This is a genomic window from Paenibacillus lentus (assembly GCF_003931855.1).
In the GTDB taxonomy this organism is placed as follows: Bacteria; Bacillota; Bacilli; order Paenibacillales; family Paenibacillaceae; genus Fontibacillus; species Fontibacillus lentus.
In genome coordinates, this window is record NZ_CP034248.1 from 1771278 (window position 1) to 1791651 (window position 20374).

Sequence of the window (20374 nt, forward strand, 5' to 3'; positions counted from 1 at the left end):
CTATGGTTTCAAGCAAATGGAAGTGGCCGGTATATCATGTATTTGTCGGCGCACTTGCCATACTCATGCTGTACCCGATCATTTGGCTCTTTATGAGCTCCTTCAAGGAAAGCCGGACGATATTTGCCACGGCTTCGCAGCTAATACCGCAGTCCTGGGATTTCGGGAATTATGCCGCAGGCTGGGCAGGCGTCGGCGGGCAGCCATTTGCCCAATTTATCGTCAACTCGCTGATTATCGTCGTACTCGCTACCATAGGTGTTGTCATATCTTCAGCACTGGTTGCGTTCGGATTCGGGCGGCTTGATTTTAAAGGACGCAATCTGTGGTTTGCCCTAATGATGGTCACCCTGATGCTGCCACATGATGTGGTGCTCGTGCCGCAGTACATTATATTTTCCAAGCTCGGGTGGCTGAACAGCATGAAGCCGATCGTCATACCGAACTATTTTGGCGCCCCGTTCTTCATCTTTCTGATGATTCAATTTATCCGTTCTATTCCTATAGAACTGGATGAAGCGGCAACGATCGACGGCTGCGACAAGTTCCGGCTGTTCTATCGCATCATTCTGCCGCTCATTAAACCGGCGCTCGCTACGGCGGCGATCTTCTCCTTCTATTGGCGGTGGGAGGATCTGATCGGTCCGGTATTGTATTTGAATTCGCCGCAGAAATATACCGTATCGATGGGGCTTAAGATGTTCCTAGATAGCGAGTCCGGCTCCAACTGGGGCGCGATGTTCGCGATGTCCATCGTCAGCTTGATCCCGGTCGTCGTTGTATTCTTTATGTTCCAGAAACAAATTGTCGAAGGAATTAGCAGCAGTGGATTGAAAGGGTAAGAGAGCATGGAGGCTATTTGTATGGAGTGAACGGATGAAGGGGGGAAGCGAATGGGAGAAGAGAAAGTGAAGGCATCTGAGGCCGCGAATGAGGAACACGGCAAGGTGATAACATCGTGGAAGTTCGATTTCGGGTCTGAAGCACCGCTGGACGGTTACATGGGCGTGACGGAGGAAAATGCGTATGATTCTGTGGCAGGATATGGATTCGAGGACGTTAGCCGGGTATATGCCCGGGATAGAACCGCGGCCATGGCTGGAGCTCCGTACGACGCGAAGGCAGCGTTGTACCATCGTTTTTGCATTCCGATGGGAGCTACGCTTGCGGTAGATGTGCCCGATGGGATATATGTAGTGAACATCTTGGCGGGAGACGCTTTCGCGGAAGCTCATACTATGCTGAAAGTGGCTGGAAGCAAGCGGGTGCTGCCGCCGATTCGCTCAGCGGCTGGGCAGTTCATTGAGGAAAAGTTCGCCGTTCCGGTACGGGGTGGCCGCTTCCGTCTGCATGTGTCTGGGCAGGCACCTCGCCTGAATATGCTAGAGCTTCAACCCGCGCCGAGTACGCTGACCTTATTTCTCGCGGGCGACTCCACGGTAACGGATCAACCGGAGGACGGCTACCCTTATGCGGGCTGGGGACAACTGCTGCCCGCTCTATTCAAGCATGATGTCTGCGTGGATAATCATGCGCAGTCCGGAAGAAGCTCACGAAGTTTTATCGAGGAGGGGCGCTTAGAGGCGATCCTGCAGCAGATGAAGCCTGGGGATTTCCTGATGATTCAGTTCGGCCATAACGACGAAAAGCCTGATTCGCGGGGAACCGAGCCATTTACAACGTACAAACAGCATTTGTTGCGCTATATCGAAGCAGCCCGGGAGAAGCGGGCTCATCCGGTGCTGGTGACGCCGGTGCATCGCCGGTATTTCAACCCGGATGGGACGCTCTCCGATACGCACGGAGATTATATCAAGGCGATGCAGGAGCTGGCGATGGAGACGGATACGCCGCTTATCGATCTTGCCGCCAGAAGCAAGCAGCTGTTCGAGGCGGCAGGGCCGGAGGGCAGTAAGGATTTGTTCATGTGGGTGTATCCGGGCGAGTACATGAACTTCCCCGCGGGCGTGCGGGACAACACGCATTTTCAAGAACTGGGAGGAGAAGCGATTGCTCGTCTGATTGCTGACGGGATTCGTGATTTGCAATTACAGCCTTTGTTAATGTATCTAAGGTAGCATTTGGGAGGAATAAATGACCACAGAGCCATTATGGGAAGGAGAGCTAGATATGCCAGCATTGGTTTATGATGAGGAGAAAGTGAAGCAGACGATCGACCGTGTCGTTGAACGCACGTTTAATATGGATTTTAACTGGGACTGGCCGGGCGGGGTCGCTTATTACGGGGTATGCGAAGCGTATGAAGCGACGGGGAACGAGCAGTACTTGACGAAGCTAAAGGCTTGGGTTGACGAGCATATGGAGGACGGATTGCCGAAGTTGTCCGTGAACGGTGTGTCGATCGGCCACTGCTTGCTGACATTGTATCAGGTCTACCAGGATGAGAAATATTTGAATACAGCTGTCGAAATGGCGGAATTTTTGAAAAATGAAGCAGAACGGTTTGCAGACGGTATTTTTCAGCACACGGTGAATTCGGTCAATGACGTCTTTCCCCAGCAGGCTTGGGTGGATACGATGTTTATGGCTGGTTATTTCCTGCTGCGCATCGGTCATCTTCTCGGGAATAAGGAATATTTCGAGGACGGCTTGAAGCAATATCATGGCCATGAGGAGTTTCTGCAGGATCCGGACACCAATCTCTACTATCATGGCTGGGATCATGTGAACCAGAACCATATGTCCGGCATATACTGGGCGCGCGGCAACAGCTGGGCTGCGCTGACAATGTCCAAGGCGCTAAGGTGTGTCGAGGTTCAGCATCCATCTTATATGATTATCGACGGTTCGTTGCGGGACCAGTTGAGCGCGCTTGTCCGCCTGCAGTCTCCGGAAGGACTGTGGCACACAGTACTGGATGATGATACCACGTACCTGGAGACTTCGGGGTCGGCGGGAATTGCGACGGCGCTGCTGATGCGGGGCAGACTTTACAACAAATACACACAAAAATCGATCGACGGCATCCTGTCCCGAATTAAAGACGACGGCACGGTGGCAGATGTTTCGGCCGGCACGGCGGTCATGAACGACGTAGAGGGCTACAAAGGCGTGCCATATAAGCGTATTCAGGGCTGGGGGCAGGGACTAACCTTGGCCTTTTTAGCACAATTGCTGCGCACCAAGGAGGACCCGTATAGCTGACCATTGTAACGTCTGCGCCGTTTGCGCTAAGAGCATAATTGTTTGCTATCAACAGGAATGAAAATACGGTTACCAGTCGTAATCATATTTGTGATCACATGGGAGGAGGGCTTGCATATATGGGAAATCAAGTAAAAGGGCACCGATTCTGGGTTATTCCCGATGGTTATATCCCGCCGGACAGTCGGGGAGAGCTGGTTAGTCATGAAAGTATTTGTGTGCTGAATTGCGGTGAGGTCCCTGCGAAGTTGGACATCACTGTCTATTATGAAGACCGAGAGCCGCTAGAGGGCTTCGAGGCCATAGTAGAGGGACGGCGAACGAAGCATATTCGCACATCTTCTTTGGAGAGCAGCGGGCAGCGAATTCCAGCCGGTGTGCCTTATGCGTTGACCGTGGAGAGCGATGTTCCAGTCATTATTCAATACAGCCGGCTGGACACGACACAGCCGGAGCTAGCGCTTATGAGCGTCATGGCCCATCCGCTAAAGGATTAGTCGCACCGTATTTTGCATAATGAGAACCCGGATGACGGATGCTGCTTTGGTATGACCTGGCGCGGCGTGTACACCATCCGGGTTTGTTTTTGTTTTTGGTGCATGTAATTAGCTGCATTTGTTGTACTTAAATATGGCGGTCTATCGTTGAATGCACAATTAGCTGGATTCCCTGTAGTTAAAACAAACTTCTAGGGGGATTAAGCGGAAGAAGTATGTTTTAGATACACGAAATCCAATTAATACGCAAAATTACTCCAATGAATAAAAATAGATGCATGAAATCCAGGTCTGTAAGTCGGGAACAAAAATCGTCAGCTTATTCATATTACCGTTTAGATTTCAGTGGATTACGATTGAATTGAGCGGCAGTCTTCATTTAGTCTCCGCAGGAGCGGAAGCATGCTTTGACGTGTATATGGTTGTAATTTCTTCTATTTTGTAATGAATCATCCTCAAGCTTGTTCAGAGATGGTATGCTATGTATAGTGCATTACTGAGTGGCTAACTTCATAGCTTCACAGGCAGAATGAGTGGAAGGGACGAAAGAAGAATGAACTATAAAATGATCGTGCTAGATTTGGATGATACGCTGCTTCGGGATGATCACACGATTTCGCCGCGTACGAAGAAGGCGCTAATGGATGCGCAGGAGGCGGGGATTAAAGTTGTGCTGGCTTCCGGCCGTCCGACCTTCGCGATGACGCATATCGCCAAGGAACTGGAGCTTGAGAAATATGGAAGCTTCATCCTTTCTTTTAACGGGGCTAAAATTACAAATTGTGCAACCGAAGAAGTATTGTTCAGCAGCACGCTATCGCCGGAAACGGTACATGAGCTCTATGAAGTAAGCAAGCGAGAGGGAGTATGGATCCATACTTATGTCGGTGACGATATCGTGACACCGGTGAATAATAAGTATACCGATATCGAGGGCGAAATTACGGGTATGCCGATTATTGAGGCCGCGAATTTCGTGGCAGCTGTTCAGGAGCCTGTCGTGAAGGTATTAATGGTGGACGATCCGGAGAAGCTGGTCGCTTTAGAGAGCAAGTTGCAGCCACTGATGGAAGGAAAGCTTAACGTTGTTCGCTCTAAGCCGTTTTTCTTGGAGTTCACAGAGGCAGGGGTAGATAAAGGGACAAGCCTTCATCATCTCATTCAGCAGCTAGGGATCAAGCGGGAAGAGGTCATTGCTATCGGCGACAGCTACAATGATCTGGCGATGATTGAATTTGCCGGGCTTGGCGTAGCAATGGGCAATGCCCCTGACGATATTAAAGCGGTCGCGGATCATGTGACGGATACGAATATGGAAGACGGAGTAGCTAAGGTTGTGGAGACGTATATGCTTGATCGAGCGGCACCAATTGTATAGATGCAAGTTAAGTAGCAGGAGCGCTGACCGTCATGTCAGCGCTCTTCGACATTTATGGAAATCAGGTGATAGGAGGAGATATGGAAGATTGATAAATCATTGACTTCGCGAGAACGAATTTGTATGATTCACTCAATAATGGCATCAGGGGAGGCCTAGGGACAAATGAGCAGAAAATTGATGATGGAGCGGCTCAAGCAAATTACATTTAAGAACCGGATCATTGCCATATTTTTGATCAGCAGCTTGATTCCGTTCATATGTCTTGGCTTTATATCCTTTTATACGATCAATTCGATCCTCGGTAACAAGGTGGAAGCGGCTCTGCAGAATAACCTCAACCAGGAACTGATCGTTCTGGAGAATACGCTGAACAATATAAACCATGTCTCGCAGCAGCTTGCATTCGGAGGGGGGACGAATAAGCTTCTCGAAGAACTGGTTCACGAGACAGAGTCCTACAACCAGATACAACTGCGCAACAATATCAAGGCGGAATTGAACATCATTTCTTTTTCCAACCCGAATGTGGGCTTGATTATGTATTATTATCCAGAGGCGTGTACCTACGATTTCGAAAATTTCCGACTGCGCAGCGAATTCCGGCCGGACCAGCTTCCTCTTATGGCTAAATACTCGGAAATCACTTATTTCGGTCCTCATAAAAGCTACAACGGATCTATGAATCAATATGTGTTCAGCACGATGCGCAAAGTCAATTTGCCGGATCAAGACGTATATTTGTACATCGAGACGGGTCGCAACGCGTTGGAAACGTTATTTGCTCCCGAGAATCGGAAGAGCGATTCCCGTAGACTGCTCATTTTAGACAATGACGGGCGTATTGTTTTTAGTGAAAATGAAGGCGCTTTCCCGGTGAGCAGCATGTTTCCGGGCCACAGTTCGGCGGCGAATGTCTCATCAGGCACATACGAGGCCTTTTATTGGAATAAGGCGACAAGCAATCAAGGCTGGAGCATCGTGTCGCTAATTCCGAAAAATGAATTGAATCAGGAGCGCAATAGCTGGCTATTGCAAATGGCCCTCATTTTTGTCGTATTTATTTTTGTGGCTGTAATTACTGCTTGGCTGCTGTGGAAGATGGTGTACAATCCGCTAGATAAATTCAATAAGGAAATCAAAACCTTAATCCAGACGAATACGAACTATACCGGGCTAACGAAAATTCCCGAATTTGATTATTTACTGTATCAGATCAGGGACATGAAGACGAAAATTTGGGATTTATACGGGGAAATCGAGCGGAAGGAAAAGCGCAGAGCTGATTTAGAGGTGGAGAAGCTTCTCTATCAAATCAACCCGCATTTTCTAATGAACACGCTCGATACCGTGCATTGGCTGGCGGTCTTCAGCGGCCATGAGAAAATTGATAAGCTAGTGCTCTCGCTGAATAAGCTTCTCAGTTATAATCTGGGCAAAATGGGGGAAGCGACGACGATCGGCAAAGAGATTCAGGCGCTGAAAGAGTATTTGCAGCTGCAGCAAATCCGTTATGATTTCCAATTTGATGTCGACATAGAGGTGGATGAGAGCACGATGGGACTGTCGATCCCCCGCTTTATTTTGCAGCCGCTCGTGGAGAATGCTTTATATCATGGGGTAAGCGATGAAGGTTATATTCACGTTGACATTAAATTAAATCAGGAGCTGGAAATTACGATTCAGGATAATGGCTCGGGGATGACGCAAGCGGAAATCGATGCTTTGATGCTGGATGAATCGAAGGAAAGTCAGAAGGTAGGGATGGGAATTGGTATGAGGTATGTGAAGCGAATACTTCAAGCGAATTACGGGGAGCGGGCACGGCTGGAGATTAAGAGCGAGGTTGGAAAAGGGACGATCGTCACTTTGCGCATTCCTGTTACAGGAGGTGAGCAGGCTTTATGATACGTGTGTTAATCGTAGACGATGAGAAGATCGTACGCAAGGGCTTGGTTTCTTTTATGCCCTGGCAGGAATTTGGAATGACGGTAGTGGGGGATGTAAGCAATGGCGAGGACGCATTGCAATTTATCGCCATGAATAAAGTGGATCTACTGCTGACAGACCTCTCCATGCCGTTGATGTCGGGGATTGAGCTGATGAAGGAGGTGCGTGGTAAATATCCGCATATTCAAGTTGTCGTACTCACCCTGCACCAGGAATTTGAATATATTCAGGAGGCCCTACGGCTCGGCGCGATAGATTACATTGCCAAAACGCAGCTAGAAAAGGAACAGTTTGAGGATGTGCTCGGTCGCATCGCTTCACTCATGGCGCAGAAGGCGCCCTTCAATACAGTACCGATTCAGCAGGATAAATTAGCTGATGCTGAGGAACTTCTGGTGCTTTACGCCTTGAATCAGCAGACCGATGAGCTCCAGGCGGATATCCCTCTAGCGGAGCAGGCTTATGAGGCGGATATCGGAATTTGGTGCTGGATCGATCCCGAGGAGCAATCAATGAAGAGAATAGCCGCATGGAAGGAACAGACTCGGACAGTCGATTCTCGCTCGGACTATGCCCTGGTTTGTCTGCGGTATCTTCATGGGCTGGATCGTAAATCGGTATTGCAGCTTCTGCGCGTCTATCGAAAAAATGACCTGTTCTACGATTACGATCCATCACAGCCTTATCAGCAGGTTGACGGCAAAGAGATTCTGAACAAGGGGAAAGGGGAGAATGCACATGATTCGAACCGGATTAAGGAGATATGGTTATCCGCAGAATGGCTTTATGATGACGGAATGTTTGAGAATATGGTACTTGATCTTAAAGCAAAGAGGCTTCCTCCCATCCGCTTGACCCGCATTTTTTTCTCGATTACGGATGAATGGAACCGCCTGTATCGTCAAATGCTGCCATCGTCCATTGGGATTGAAGACTTTATGAGCAGCTGGATACAATTTGAACATTGGCTCAGGGAGACTAGGGCAATGATCAAGGGCGTAAATGCCCGGACGTCTTATTCCGAGGAGATTCAGAACAGTATTATGAAGGCGGTTAATCTGGCTCAGCAAATGATGAGTGAGCCACTGACGGCCAGTGATATGGCGGAGATGGTCAATATGAGCAGCAGCTATTTCAGTCAATGCTTCAAGGAGATCGTCGGGCAGACTTACACCGATTACTTAAGGGAAATTCGCATGCAGCGGGCTAGGCAGTATTTGCGCAATACAACGAAGACGATTCAGTGGATCGCTGAGCAGGTCGGGTATAACGATGAAAAATATTTCAGCAGGTTATTTCGCGAGCAGGTTGGCATGCTGCCTAGTGAATATCGCCAGGCTAACATGGGGTAATCTTTTAGCTGACCATAAGACAAAGGTAGAGAACGTTCGGAAAGAGGGTAGAATCTTTTCGAACGTTCTTGGCATGTTTAGAAAAAAATCACCCTTATTGGCAATCGTTTTCTATCTCGATAGGGGATAGCTTCGCGTTATATTAAGAGTGTAATCGATATCGATGTCAATATGGATCAAGGGGGCAAACGAATGAAGAGAAAGATGGCAGCCATTTTGGCAGGGATATTCTTAATCGCGAGCTTAAGCGGATGCGTCTCGAAAGATGCGAATAGCGGAGACGGAAACGGTGGAAGCACCGGGAACGAAGGCGGAGCAGAAGTAAGTATAGATCCGTTGGGAGCTTACAAAGATCCTGTTAAAGTCTCTATTGGCCGAGCGGTGGATCCGAATTATCAATTCGATAACGAGGATACGGCGGAGAATAATGCTTATACCCGCTGGTTAAAGGATACGTACAATATTGTAACCACGCATGCTTGGGAAGCGGCACAAGGCACGGATTATGAGCAAAAAGTAAGTCTGGCCATTGCCAGCAACGATCTGCCGGATGCGATGATGGTGAATGAGACACAGCTGAAGCAGATGATCAAGGCCGATCAATTGGCCGATTTATCGGAAGTGTACGAGAAGTATGGGGCGGAACGGTTGAAGGATATTTACAACTCCAATCCGGGACTGCTGGATAACGTCACCTATGACGGTAAATTGTATGCGTTTCCAGAGACAACGCTTCCTTCAGCGCCGCTTACTTGGATTCGGAAGGACTGGTTGGATGAACTCGGGCTTGAGGCACCAACAACTTTAGAAGATTTGCAAAACATTGCCAAAGCATTTATTGATAACAAAATCGGCGGGGAAGGCACGGTAGGTATTGTCGGAACCTCCCAGGGCGGATCACTGTATTCCACCTTCCTGTCATCTGGTGATCATTACATGAACTTCTCGCCGCTGTTCTTCGCGCACAATGCTTATCCAGGGATTTGGGTCAAGGATAAGGACGGCAAAGCGGTGTACGGTTCGACGACAGAGGAGACGAAGCAAGCGCTGATCATGATGCGTGACTGGTATGCGCAGGGGATTCTCGATAAGGAGCTGGCTTTGCGCAAAAGTGCCCAGGAGCTGATCACCAGCGGGAAAGCGGGCATTTTCTTCGGGCCATGGTGGTCTCCTTACAACCTGCAGGACAACATTAAGAATGATCCGAAAGCCAATTGGCGCCCTTATATTGCTCCGCTGAATGCCGAGGGCAAGTTCAATTCCAATGAAGCGACGGGAAGTACTTATATCGTGGTGAGAAAAGGCTATGAACATCCCGAAGCCGTGGTAAAAATGCTTAATATCCACGTCAGCGAGAAGGATCCAAGCTATGAGGAGGTTCTAGCCGATAAGCAAATGACCTCGCAGGAAATCCCGCTGTTCATCGTTGCGGGGCACGGGGATCAGCTTGAGTACGCGGTAAATTCCACGGAGAAATATTTGGCAGGAGAAATTAGGCTTGAGGATATTGATAAAGTGAACTACGGCTTCGGCTACGAGGTAGCTGAGCACGCGAAAAATGTGAAAAAAGAGCCCTACGACAACTACGATATCCAGTATTGGGACATCAACGGCGATGTCGCCTTCTTTGCTCATGTCTACTCGCACTTAAACGGCGGCTCCGCGTTCGTTAACGCAGACGTTAACTATACTCGCAGCATAGCAACTTCGAAGACAAAAACAATGGAAGCTAGATGGACTAATCTCGAGAAACTTGAGGATGAAGTTTTCTTGAAAATCATTATGGGCAGCGCTCCGATTGAGGAATTCGATACCTTTGTCAAGAAATGGTATGACCAGGGTGGGGAACAAATTACTAAGGAAGTCAATGATCTGCAATAATGCCGAAATACTCAAGACGGGTGCTCCATCACTCGTCTTGATATCTTCTTAAGGAGATTAGCGTATGAGAAACAAAGGGGTAGTGATCCATTATTATTTGATGCTGCTGCCGGGACTGGTCTGGTTATTCTTTTTTAACCTGTTGCCCATGTATGGAATATTGATGGCATTCAAGGATTTCAATCCAGGGATCGGCCTGTTGAAATCGGAATGGATCGGCATGGAGAATTTTAAATATATGTTTGAGCTTGATGACAGCAAGGAGATCTTTGCCAATACGATTACGATCGCTTTGGCCAAAATGGTGGGGAATTTGATTGTGCCGCTGGTGTTCGCCCTGATGCTTAATGAAGTGAAGAACAGGCTGTTCACTAGAACTGTGCAGACAATCGTTTATTTGCCTCACTTTCTGTCCTGGGTTATCGTAGCGGGAATTATGCTCGATCTGTTCTCGTATTCAGGGCTCGTGAATCAGTTGCTCGCGCTCTTTGGAGTTGAACCGATTTTATTTTTTGCCAGTCCGCAAATATTTCCTTCACTCGTGGTCGGCAGCGACATTTGGAAGGAGTTTGGCTTCGGAGCCATTATTTATTTTGCAGCCTTAACGTCGATTAATCCGGAAATGTATGAAGCTGCAGCCATTGACGGGGCTTCTCAATTTAGGCGGCTCATCAGCATTACACTGCCGAGTGTGCTGCCGGTTGCTGTATTGCTGGGCACACTGAGCCTTGGAAATATTTTGAACGCGGGGTTTGATCAAATTTTTAACCTTTACAATCCTATGGTGTATTCGACGGGGGATATTATTGACACCTGGGTGTATCGGGTCGGCTTGATTAATATGCAATACGGCTTAGCTACCGCGGTCGGCTTGCTGAAATCCGTTGTCGGTCTGTTCCTGATTTCGATTTCGTACACCTTGGCCTATCGATTTGCCAACTATCGGATTTTTTAAGAGAAGGAGGGGATGAGGATGGTAGAGGATCGATCGGTTCCTTCCAGAGTATTGAATGGTCTTAACATATTATTGCTAGTTGTGATTACGCTGCTATGCGTCTATCCGGTATGGTACACATTTGTCATCTCTTTGAGTGATAAGGCTGCCGCAGGGGCGGGAGAGGTATTTCTTTGGCCCAAAGGGTTCACGTTATCCTCTTATGAAATGATTATAGCGGACCAGCAATTTTTTAAATCGTTCTTCATATCTGTGCAGCGCGTGCTTTATGGAACGTTAATCACATTGTTCGTCATCGTTCTGATGGCGTATCCGCTCTCGAAGACCTCCAAGCAATTCAGATCACGGAACATTGTCATGTGGATGCTTATTTTTGTCATGCTGTTTAACGGCGGGCTTGTGCCGTGGTACATGACGATGAAATCCCTGGGGATGGTCAACAATATTTGGGGCTTGGTGCTAGGCGGAGGACTGCCGGTGTTTAATGTCATTCTGGTCATGAACTTCTATCGGAATTTGCCGAAGGAAATGGAAGAATCCGCTTTGGTGGACGGGGCTGGACCATGGCGCACGTTGTTTAATATATTCCTGCCTTTATCCATGCCGGTCATTGCCACAATTCTCGTTTTCACCATTGTTTATCACTGGAATGAGTTTTTTCAAGCTTTAGTATTGATGACGAAAAATGAGAATTATCCGCTGCAATCTTATATCCGTCAGGTCACGGTTGTGGTCGATCCATCGAAGATCGATGCGGAATCGGCTAAGCGCTTAAGCAGCTCATCGAACCAAACCTTGAATGCAGCCAAAATATTTATTTCGATGCTTCCGCTGCTTGTCATTTACCCGTTCTTCCAACGATATTTCATTAAGGGTATTACGCTTGGCTCCGTCAAGGGGTAACGGGTTAGCCCGGTTAGCGCGGTTTATCATCGCCGGTACGGGCTGCATCAGGCGGTATTAGGCTAGCATCAGGTTAGCATCAGGTGCGGGAATAAAGCAATCATTATCGGTTAGAAAGGGACTACTTACTATCATGAAAACTAGTGAAACGATTCATCCAGATAAAGTGGAGCTGAAATCTATTGCGTCTGTTGTTAGTGATGCAGGCTCTATGTTGCTTGGCTCTATTAGTTCATATCGAGAGGTACAGGGTGCCTACTTATTTCAGGGCGGGAATGCGTCGATTATGATACAGCCCGTCAATGAACAGATCATTCGGATCAAGCTGCTGCTTGATCATCAAATGGATTTGCGCTCTACGATCGCTATTCAGCAGGAGGCTTATAGGAGTGTTAATGTATCACTGGAAGAGACCTTAGAGGCTTACAGATTGGTGCTGCCCGAGCTTACGGCGGTTGTTCACAAAAATGATGGACGCCTCGACTTTTTTAATGCGGCTGGAGAGCTTATTTCCAGTGAAATCGAAACCTTTCGGGCTGCGCGTGGGGAATTTGGCTCTCGGAGAAGGATGGAGCCGGGCACGCATATTTACGGATTGGGCGAGAATACAGGCTTCTTAGATAAAAATGGCGAGAGTTATGAGCTATGGAATTCGGACGTTTATGACCCGCATGTTCCTGACATCGGCAGTCTGTATGTGTCGATTCCGTTATTGATTCATTTCCGTTACGATCGTCCGGTATACGGTATTTTTCTCGATAATCCAGGTCGCACCTCATTTGATATGCGTTCGGATCACGAGGCTTATACGTTTAAAGTAAATACGGGAACGCTTGATTATTATTTCATTCATGGCCCTGAATTGAAGGATGTCGTCTCGAGGTACAGCGAGCTGACAGGACGGATCGAACTGCCGCCCGCTTGGGCGATCGGATACCATCAATCCCGTTATAGCTATATGAGTCAGGAAGAGGTAATGGAGCTGGCCCGAACGTTCCGGGATAAGCGAATTCCTTGCGATGTTATCTATCTGGATATTCATTATATGGATGAGTATCGGGTGTTTACGTTCGATCCGACCCGTTTTCCTAATCCGCGAAAGATGATACAGGAGCTGCGGGAAATGGGAATTCGCATCGTGCCGATCGTCGATCCAGGCGTCAAGCGGGATCCGAATTACCTCCCGTATCGGGAAGGGGTTCAAAGGGGGTATTTTTGCCGCAAATTAGAGGGAGAGCTGTTCATTGGCGATGTCTGGCCGGGAGCGAGTGCGTTTCCCGATTTTACGGAGGAAGAGGTTCGCTCATGGTGGGGGGATCAGCACAGCTACTATACAGAGCTTGGAATAGCCGGCATTTGGAATGATATGAATGAGCCGTCAGTGTTTAATAGTCCTTCCAAAACGATGGATCTTGATGTCGTCCACGGGAATGACGGCGATGCGAAAACCCACCGGGAGCTGCATAATCTGTACGGCATGCTAATGTCGATGGCTACACAGCAGGGGCTGAAGCGAAATTTGCAGGGGGAACGTCCCTTTGTCGTCACACGTGCAGGTTATGCGGGTGTCCAGAAGTACGCTGCGACATGGACTGGCGATAACCGCAGCTATTGGGAGCATCTGGCTATGTCAATTCCTATGGTGTTGAACCTGGGCTTATCGGGCCAGCCATTTGCCGGGCCGGACATTGGGGGCTTCAGTCATGATGCGACCCCGGAGCTGCTGGCGCGCTGGACGCAGGCAGGTGCGTTCTTTCCGTTCTGCCGCAATCATAGCGTCCTTGAATCGGTTTACCAGGAGCCATGGGCCTTTGGCCCGGAAATCGAGGAAATTTGCCGGAAGTATATCCGCTTGCGTTACCGCTTCCTGCCGTATCTCTATACCCTGTTTTATGAGGCATATAAGACAGGCTTACCAGTGATGCGCCCGCTCATCCTGGAGTATCCGCATGACCGCAACGTTTATAATCTCTGCGATCAATTCATGGTCGGAAGCAGCCTGCTCGTAGCTCCCATACTGCGCCCTGGTACGGAATCTCGTGCGGTATATCTGCCTGAAGGGGAATGGATCAATTATTGGAGCGGAGAGAGATTGACTGGCGGCCGCCATATATTAGCACTGGCTCCGCTTGAGGTGATGCCGATTTACGTGAAGGCGGGGGCGATCATTCCGGAGCTGGCCGAGGCCGAGCAGCATTGGAAACCAACGCTGGACGAGAAGGCAGAGATCGCACTTAGCGTATATGCTTCAGCACATCGAAGCGAATCTTCAGGACAATGGTATGCAGATGATGCCCGGACATACGCGTATGAGAGCGGATCGTATAACCTTCTAACGGTCAAAGTTAAATCTGGCGAGGATATGCTATCATTGCAGCTGAAGTATGAGGTGGAGGGATTACCGACAGCGAAGCGGGGAGCTGCGTCAGGAGTAGCAGAGCAGTCTCAGTCTGCTGCAAGGGAAACCCTTGCCCTGAATGTAAAGCTGATGAAATTTGTACCTCGAGATATTTTTGTGAATAATTCTAGTGACCAGGTTAAATTGACTGAAGTAGGAGGGGAGTGGAAGTACGATTCTGAAACTCAGGAATTGAGGCTGCAAGTGCCTCATACATTAATTGATAAAAAGATCATCGTGAAGGGATAAAGATTGGATGAGCCTGGATTCTGCTGTATAGCTTGGAAGGTTGAATACTGCTCGAATACAGCTGAATACATAAACTAACTGGATTTGTTGTATTTGTTGTATTTAAAATATGCAGTATATCGCCAAAAGCATAATTAATTGGATTGCTTGTGATTAAATGAAGGTTAAGGGTAATTAAGGCAAGATATAATTATTTAGGTACACGAAATACAGCTAATTTGCGAAATCGCAAGCAAAGAACAAAAATAGACACATGTAATTCATTTAAATTCAACGGTGAAGACTAGAGCCCGTGCGAGAAAGGCGGGAATCCTGAATCTAAGCAGAGCACCCGCCGATCAGATCGACGGGTGTTCTGATTGCTAAATTATTTCAGGAAAGGCCCGTTATCTCCGATTTTCCCCGGGGCCGGATTGCCTGGCAGATCTAGAACGTAGATCCGGAGGTTGCCTTGACCAGATACAGTGGCAGTTAGGGTGCCGTTGGTTACATTCTTCACGTCACCCGTAATGGCATCTTTATAGGTGCCATTTGGAATCTTGCTGAACGTTGCCGATGAGCTTACAGTTATCAATGCAAAGCTGTCCACGCCCGAGGCTGCGTCTGTGTAGCGGCGCTTATAGGCTATCCCTCCTTGGATATCCTCTGTCGAATATTGGCCTTTTTGCAGTGCTGGTATTTCACGGCGAATTTGATTAAGCCGCTGCACGTGCTTAACAAGAGGGTGGTTTAACGTTTCGGCAACTGCGCCGCTTGCATGTTGTACCTTACCAAAATCGCTGGCAATCACGGTTCCTTCGAGCTTATCTCCGAAGTAGGCACGGCCTGTCTCTTCCAGCGGACAGGTTGGACCGCAATCGATTTGTGCTCCGGCTTTGAACTCAATTTCTGAACCGTAATATAGTGTTGGAATACCGCGGAACGTCCACATGAGGCTCATATTTTCTGCCCAAGCTGCCGTGCCGCCCGTGTAACGGGTGTTGGACTTGTTCGGTCCATAATCGTGGCTGTCGACATATACGACGTTGAAGGTTGCATCATTATAGCTGTCGTCGGAATCTTTGCCGTTCCAAAACGCATTGCCTGCGTCACTGAAATTCATATGCATCCGCATGTCGATGACACTCATCCCTGAGAACTTGCTGTGATCCGGTGTGTGGTAGTCATTTCCTCTAAGGAAGGCGTTATCGGATATCGGCTGATTGCCGGTACCGAGATTATTCTCGTATTGATACATTTCCAGGGCAGCAGCAGCATCATCTGCACTGTATTCTTTACGCTCTTTCCACGTAAAAAACTGGGCAGAATGGTTCACGGAGCCCCGGTTCCATTTATCGTTGACAAATGAGCCTACTTCACCGAACATAAAAAAGTTTCTACCCTTATCCCCAAATTTCTCAATAGAGTGATTCATGGCATCCGGCAGAAAGTGCCGATTCCAAGTCGTACGAGGGATGTGTACGGCCGTATCTATTCGGAAGCCATCGACGCCCATATCAATATATCTACGATATACGTCCTTTAGAAATTCCTGAACAGGTTCAGACTCAGTATTGAAATCTGCCAAATCCTCATGAATCCAGCAGCTTCTAGAGTCTTCACCTTCCCAGTTACCGATCCAACACTGGTGGTACAGTTCTTTCGGGAACATGCCGGAGGTTGGATTCGGCCATTGGCAATTGTAGATACGATGGCCTTCCTTACTGTAAAACTGTGTTGGTGTTCCCCAGTTCCGGCACGTATTCCCGATTGGCTCCTCTGTGGACCAAAGATCGCCGTTATAGGCTCTACCCATCGGATTATTAGTCGTAATTCCATCATATTCCTTGCCTGGAATAGGGTCGTCATAATACCAACTCCACTCATTGTCCTGAATCCCGAACACTTTTGGTGAGAACAGGTTCTTTTCCCCCCAGCGACTGGAATGGTTGTATACGACGTCTTGAATAATCTTGATCCCTTTGTTATGGGCTTCATTAATCAAATCCTGATAAGTTGCTCCCGGGGATTCCAGACGGGGATCAACACGATAGAAGTCCCAACCGTGATAGCCATGGAAATCGTAATCCGAGCGGTTAAGGACGACGGGTGTAATCCAGATGGCAGAAAAGCCTAGAGCCTTGATGTAATCGAGCTTCTCGATTAATCCTTTGAAGTCACCACGGAACATCGGATCATTGTTGGCGGCATTACCTGTAGACTCATGGAACTGTCCTCCGCGATTATTAGACTCGTCACCGTCATAGAAGCGGGCTGTCATTACAAAATAAATCGAATCCTCACGCATATCTGTGCCAAGAGGCTCACCGCCTAGAGGAGCTTCAGGGGCGTCCCCCGTCTTAGCGGATACAGCTTCGCTGTTTTCCGATTTGTTAGGCGGTACGGCTTTGTCAAAGGCTTTTATCGAATAGGTGTATTCCGTTTGGGCTTCCAGGTTTGTATCGGTATATGAATGACTGGTTGTTGTAAAAATCTTTGTACCTTGCTTGCCCCCGGTACGAGTGATTTCATAGCCGGCCAAACCACTTCCGCCTTCATTGTCGATAGAAGACTCCCAAGTAATTATAATTTTAGTACCGTTGACGGTGGCTTTGGGGTTACCTGGTATAGAAGGGGGAATCGTATCTTCTGGGAGAGGTGTACAAGGATTAGGAGCTCCGGCTGTCACGACACCATCCTTAACCGTGACGAGGCCGGACGGGATAATATAGTCAGCTCCATTATTATTGTCCCATACAGAGCCGTTGTTGAAGGCGGCCTTTAATTCATGAGCCGTTCCTAGATCAACGGTTTTCTTGGCCCAATCCGTACAGGCGGTTTCACTCATGGAATCGCCGGGAGGTGTCGTCCATTTCGAGCCATCCAGAGAGTAGTGGATATTTACCGAACTCCAGGAGCGATTCTTGGTATAGTAATATATTTGCGCTTGATTGCCAGCAGCGTCCTCCGCCGGGGTTGTTACTTCCAGCGCCAAAGAAGGTGCTGATTTGTTGCCCGCCAAGTCTTTGGCTACAACAGTATAACTGTAATTTGTAGAAGGATTTAAACCGGAATCCTTATAGGTGGTAGCTGTAATACCAGTTTGTACAAGGATTTCATCACGATAGACATCATAACCTGCTAAGTCGCTTCTTCCATCATTATCCATTGGCGCTGTCCATGTTATGGTTACGGACGTACTTGTTAAGCTGTCTTTGCTTAACCCAGTAGGTACATTTGGCGGAATGTTATCTTCGTTGCTTGCCTGACAAGGATCTCCTAGGGAAACAACACCGTTCTCAACCATAACACTGCCTGCACTAAGATCGTAATTTTTTCCATTGTTATTATCCCAGCTCGATCCGTCATTAAAAGCTGCTGCAAATCTTGTAGATGTGCCCAGATCTATCGTTGCTCTAGCCCAGTCCGTACAGGCCAGTTCCATAGCTATTCCTGGAACACTTGTCCAGCTGCCGCTTGCGTTATGATGAATGTTAACGGTGCTCCAATTATAGTACGGTGTGTAATAATAGACGCTTGCTGTATTATTACTAGTGGTTTCAGCAGCTGCTATAGCTTGGAAGGGCATGCCGGCCATACCGGATAGTAATGAGAAGAAGAAGGTGATACACAATATAACATAAGGCCATTTCTTTACCTGGTGAATTTTATAGTTCAATGATTGCATCCTCCTTAATAATAAGCTCTGATGGTCGCTAGTCTACAAAATCATCTCCTGTTGAGAAAACGTTTGCGCATTTGTGCGCAAGGTATCCTGCAATTAAAAAAACTACAGGCAATAGCATTCCTTGCATGTTGTGAATAAGATTAGTCATGACAAGAGGCACCAATAATCTTGGGTGGATCGATATAGTCATTATAGCTGCAGTCTGTCACCCCCTTTTTTTTGCGCAAACGCTTTCAAAGGCATTTATATATTACCAATATCTACTAAAAATCGTCAACTATTGCGACTTTTAAAATTATGTCTACTCTCTAGCTGCATTGGCTAAGGTTGACAATCCTGCGCTCAAACCTTATCATAAACACACGCTTAGTTTCTTGGTAAGAGCCAAGAAAGCGGGGGAACCAGGTTTTTACATTGGGGCGAATCACTCATTCACATGAGGTGTAGGGTACCATCTTACCCGAGTCCGTCAGCTAACCTCGTCAGCAGTAGATGGGTCTGTTATAAGATCATTTATCACGTCTCTTTAGACCCTTTATTAGGGTCTATTCTTGTCTTCTGACCCTTGCTGGCGTAGCTGTGTCTAAGACCCCCGGCCTGGGGGCCTTTTTTGTTGATTACTAGGAAGGAGCGAATGTACAATGACGAAGACGAAAACAAGGTACATTACTAATCTGGACAGACTAACAATGATTCCCGAAGAGGAGCGGGAGCGTTTGAAACCGATTACGGAGAAATTCGTATTTCGGGTAAATGATTATTATTTGAACTTGATTGACTGGAATGACCCGCATGATCCTATTCGCAAGCTTGTCATACCGAATGAGGGGGAGCTTGAGGAGTACGGTCGCTGGGATGCTTCCGACGAGGATACCAACTACGTAGTACCGGGCTGTCAGCACAAATACAAGACCACGGCTCTGCTTATCGTGTCCGAGGTATGCGGGGCCTATTGCCGTTATTGCTTCCGCAAACGCTTGTTCCGTAACGATGTGAAGGAGGCTATGTCCGATGTGCAGCCGGGCATCGATTATATTGCCAAGCATCCTGAAATCAATAACGTTCTATTGACTGGAGGAGACAGCCTGATTCTTGCGACGGAGAAGCTGCGGGGGATCCTTGCGCAACTTCGTGAAATCGAGCACGTAAAAATCATTCGTCTCGGCTCGAAAATTCCCGTATTTAACCCGATGCGCATTTATGAGGACGAGGAACTGCTCGATGTGATCCGCACTTATTCCACGCCGGAACAGCGCATTTACGTCATGGCCCACATTAACCACCCGCGCGAGATTACCCCAGAAGCTAGAAGGGGATTCCAGGCTCTGCATGAGGCTGGAGCGATCGTGGTTAATCAGACTCCGGTGTTAAAAGGCATTAATGATGATCCAGTAGTGCTCGGAGAGCTGTTGGATAAACTGTCATGGGCAGGAGTTACGCCGTATTACTTCTTCGTTAACAGACCGGTTGCAGGGAACCGGGATTTTGTCCTTTCCCTGGAGGAGGTCTATCGTATTGTTGAAGAAGCGAAAGCCAGAACTTCCGGCTTAGGAAAGCGAGTAAGACTGTCGATGAGCCATACATCCGGTAAAATTGAAATTTTGGCGATCGAGGATGGTAAGGCGTATTTGAAATACCATCAGTCCCGCGACGGGGATTACGGTAAATTGATGATCCTTGATTGCCCTAAGGATGCGGCTTGGTTCGACGATCTTCCGGGCAATGAACAGCATTGGAAGCAGCCAGAGAAGAAGACGGATGAAGTCGTCTCCGTTAACGAGATGCCTGATCTTCCGCAGAAGAGAAAACGTACGCCAGCTATGCAATAATATCCCATAATGAGTAAGTTATTGATTATCCCCTGAAGAGTGGCCTTAGGTAACATCAGCCCCGCTTCAGGGGATTTTGTTTCTTTCAATTTTTCTGAATGAATTGTTTTTATTTATTAGCAGGAGCTGGATAGCTTATTATAAGCTTAA

13 protein-coding genes and 1 riboswitch are annotated in these 20374 nt (G+C 47.8%); of the genes, 12 read left to right on the forward strand and 1 reads right to left on the reverse strand.

Annotation, left to right across the window (positions count from 1 at the left end):
• The first annotated feature begins 2 nt into the window (after positions 1-2).
• The 11 genes from EIM92_RS07795 (at position 3) to EIM92_RS07845 (ending at position 14728) form a co-directional block, all read left to right on the forward strand.
• A complete protein-coding gene (locus EIM92_RS07795) occupies positions 3-842 on the forward strand; it encodes a carbohydrate ABC transporter permease (RefSeq protein ID WP_125082176.1) in 840 nt (279 codons plus the stop codon).
• Between the two features lie 51 nt (positions 843-893).
• Positions 894-2078 (forward strand): rhamnogalacturonan acetylesterase, encoded by a 1185-nt coding sequence (locus tag EIM92_RS07800; RefSeq protein WP_125082177.1) that lies wholly within the window; start codon positions 894-896, stop codon positions 2076-2078.
• Positions 2079-2130: 52 nt separating this feature from the next.
• On the forward strand, positions 2131-3165 hold the full coding sequence (locus EIM92_RS07805) for a glycoside hydrolase family 88/105 protein (RefSeq protein ID WP_125085061.1): 1035 nt from the start codon (positions 2131-2133) through the stop codon (positions 3163-3165).
• 119 nt (positions 3166-3284) lie between these two features.
• Positions 3285-3662 carry a sensory rhodopsin transducer gene (locus EIM92_RS07810; protein WP_125082178.1) on the forward strand — a complete coding sequence of 126 codons (378 nt, stop codon included), beginning with the start codon at positions 3285-3287 and terminating at the stop codon, positions 3660-3662.
• 553 nt (positions 3663-4215) lie between these two features.
• The gene (locus EIM92_RS07815) at positions 4216-5040 is read left to right on the forward strand and encodes a Cof-type HAD-IIB family hydrolase (protein ID WP_125082179.1); all 825 of its coding nucleotides are present in this window, start codon (positions 4216-4218) and stop codon (positions 5038-5040) included.
• Positions 5041-5205: 165 nt separating this feature from the next.
• A complete protein-coding gene (locus tag EIM92_RS07820) occupies positions 5206-6948 on the forward strand; it encodes a sensor histidine kinase (RefSeq protein WP_125082180.1) in 1743 nt (580 codons plus the stop codon).
• Positions 6945-8342 (forward strand): response regulator transcription factor, encoded by a 1398-nt coding sequence (locus tag EIM92_RS07825; protein WP_125082181.1) that lies wholly within the window; start codon positions 6945-6947, stop codon positions 8340-8342. The genes EIM92_RS07820 and EIM92_RS07825 overlap by 4 nt, the downstream gene beginning before the upstream one ends.
• A gap of 192 nt (positions 8343-8534) precedes the next feature.
• A complete protein-coding gene (locus EIM92_RS07830) occupies positions 8535-10223 on the forward strand; it encodes an extracellular solute-binding protein (protein WP_125082182.1) in 1689 nt (562 codons plus the stop codon).
• A 64-nt stretch (positions 10224-10287) separates the two neighbouring features.
• Entirely contained in the window at positions 10288-11178 is an 891-nt protein-coding gene (locus tag EIM92_RS07835; RefSeq protein ID WP_019640612.1) for an ABC transporter permease, read from the forward strand.
• A gap of 18 nt (positions 11179-11196) precedes the next feature.
• Positions 11197-12081 carry a carbohydrate ABC transporter permease gene (locus tag EIM92_RS07840; protein ID WP_019640611.1) on the forward strand — a complete coding sequence of 295 codons (885 nt, stop codon included), beginning with the start codon at positions 11197-11199 and terminating at the stop codon, positions 12079-12081.
• A 133-nt stretch (positions 12082-12214) separates the two neighbouring features.
• On the forward strand, positions 12215-14728 hold the full coding sequence (locus EIM92_RS07845) for a glycoside hydrolase family 31 protein (protein ID WP_125082183.1): 2514 nt from the start codon (positions 12215-12217) through the stop codon (positions 14726-14728).
• 367 nt (positions 14729-15095) lie between these two features.
• Here the strand turns inward: EIM92_RS07845 and EIM92_RS07850 are convergent, their stop codons facing one another.
• Complete coding sequence (locus tag EIM92_RS07850; protein WP_425464176.1) at positions 15096-18386, reverse strand: carbohydrate binding domain-containing protein; 3291 nt, start codon at positions 18384-18386, stop codon at positions 15096-15098.
• Positions 18387-18748: 362 nt separating this feature from the next.
• A riboswitch (cyclic di-AMP (ydaO/yuaA leader) is annotated at positions 18749-18898 on the forward strand.
• Positions 18899-19036: 138 nt separating this feature from the next.
• Here EIM92_RS07850 and EIM92_RS07855 point away from each other — a divergent pair.
• Positions 19037-20224 (forward strand): KamA family radical SAM protein, encoded by a 1188-nt coding sequence (locus EIM92_RS07855; RefSeq protein WP_125082184.1) that lies wholly within the window; start codon positions 19037-19039, stop codon positions 20222-20224.
• The last annotated feature ends 150 nt before the right edge of the window (positions 20225-20374 follow it).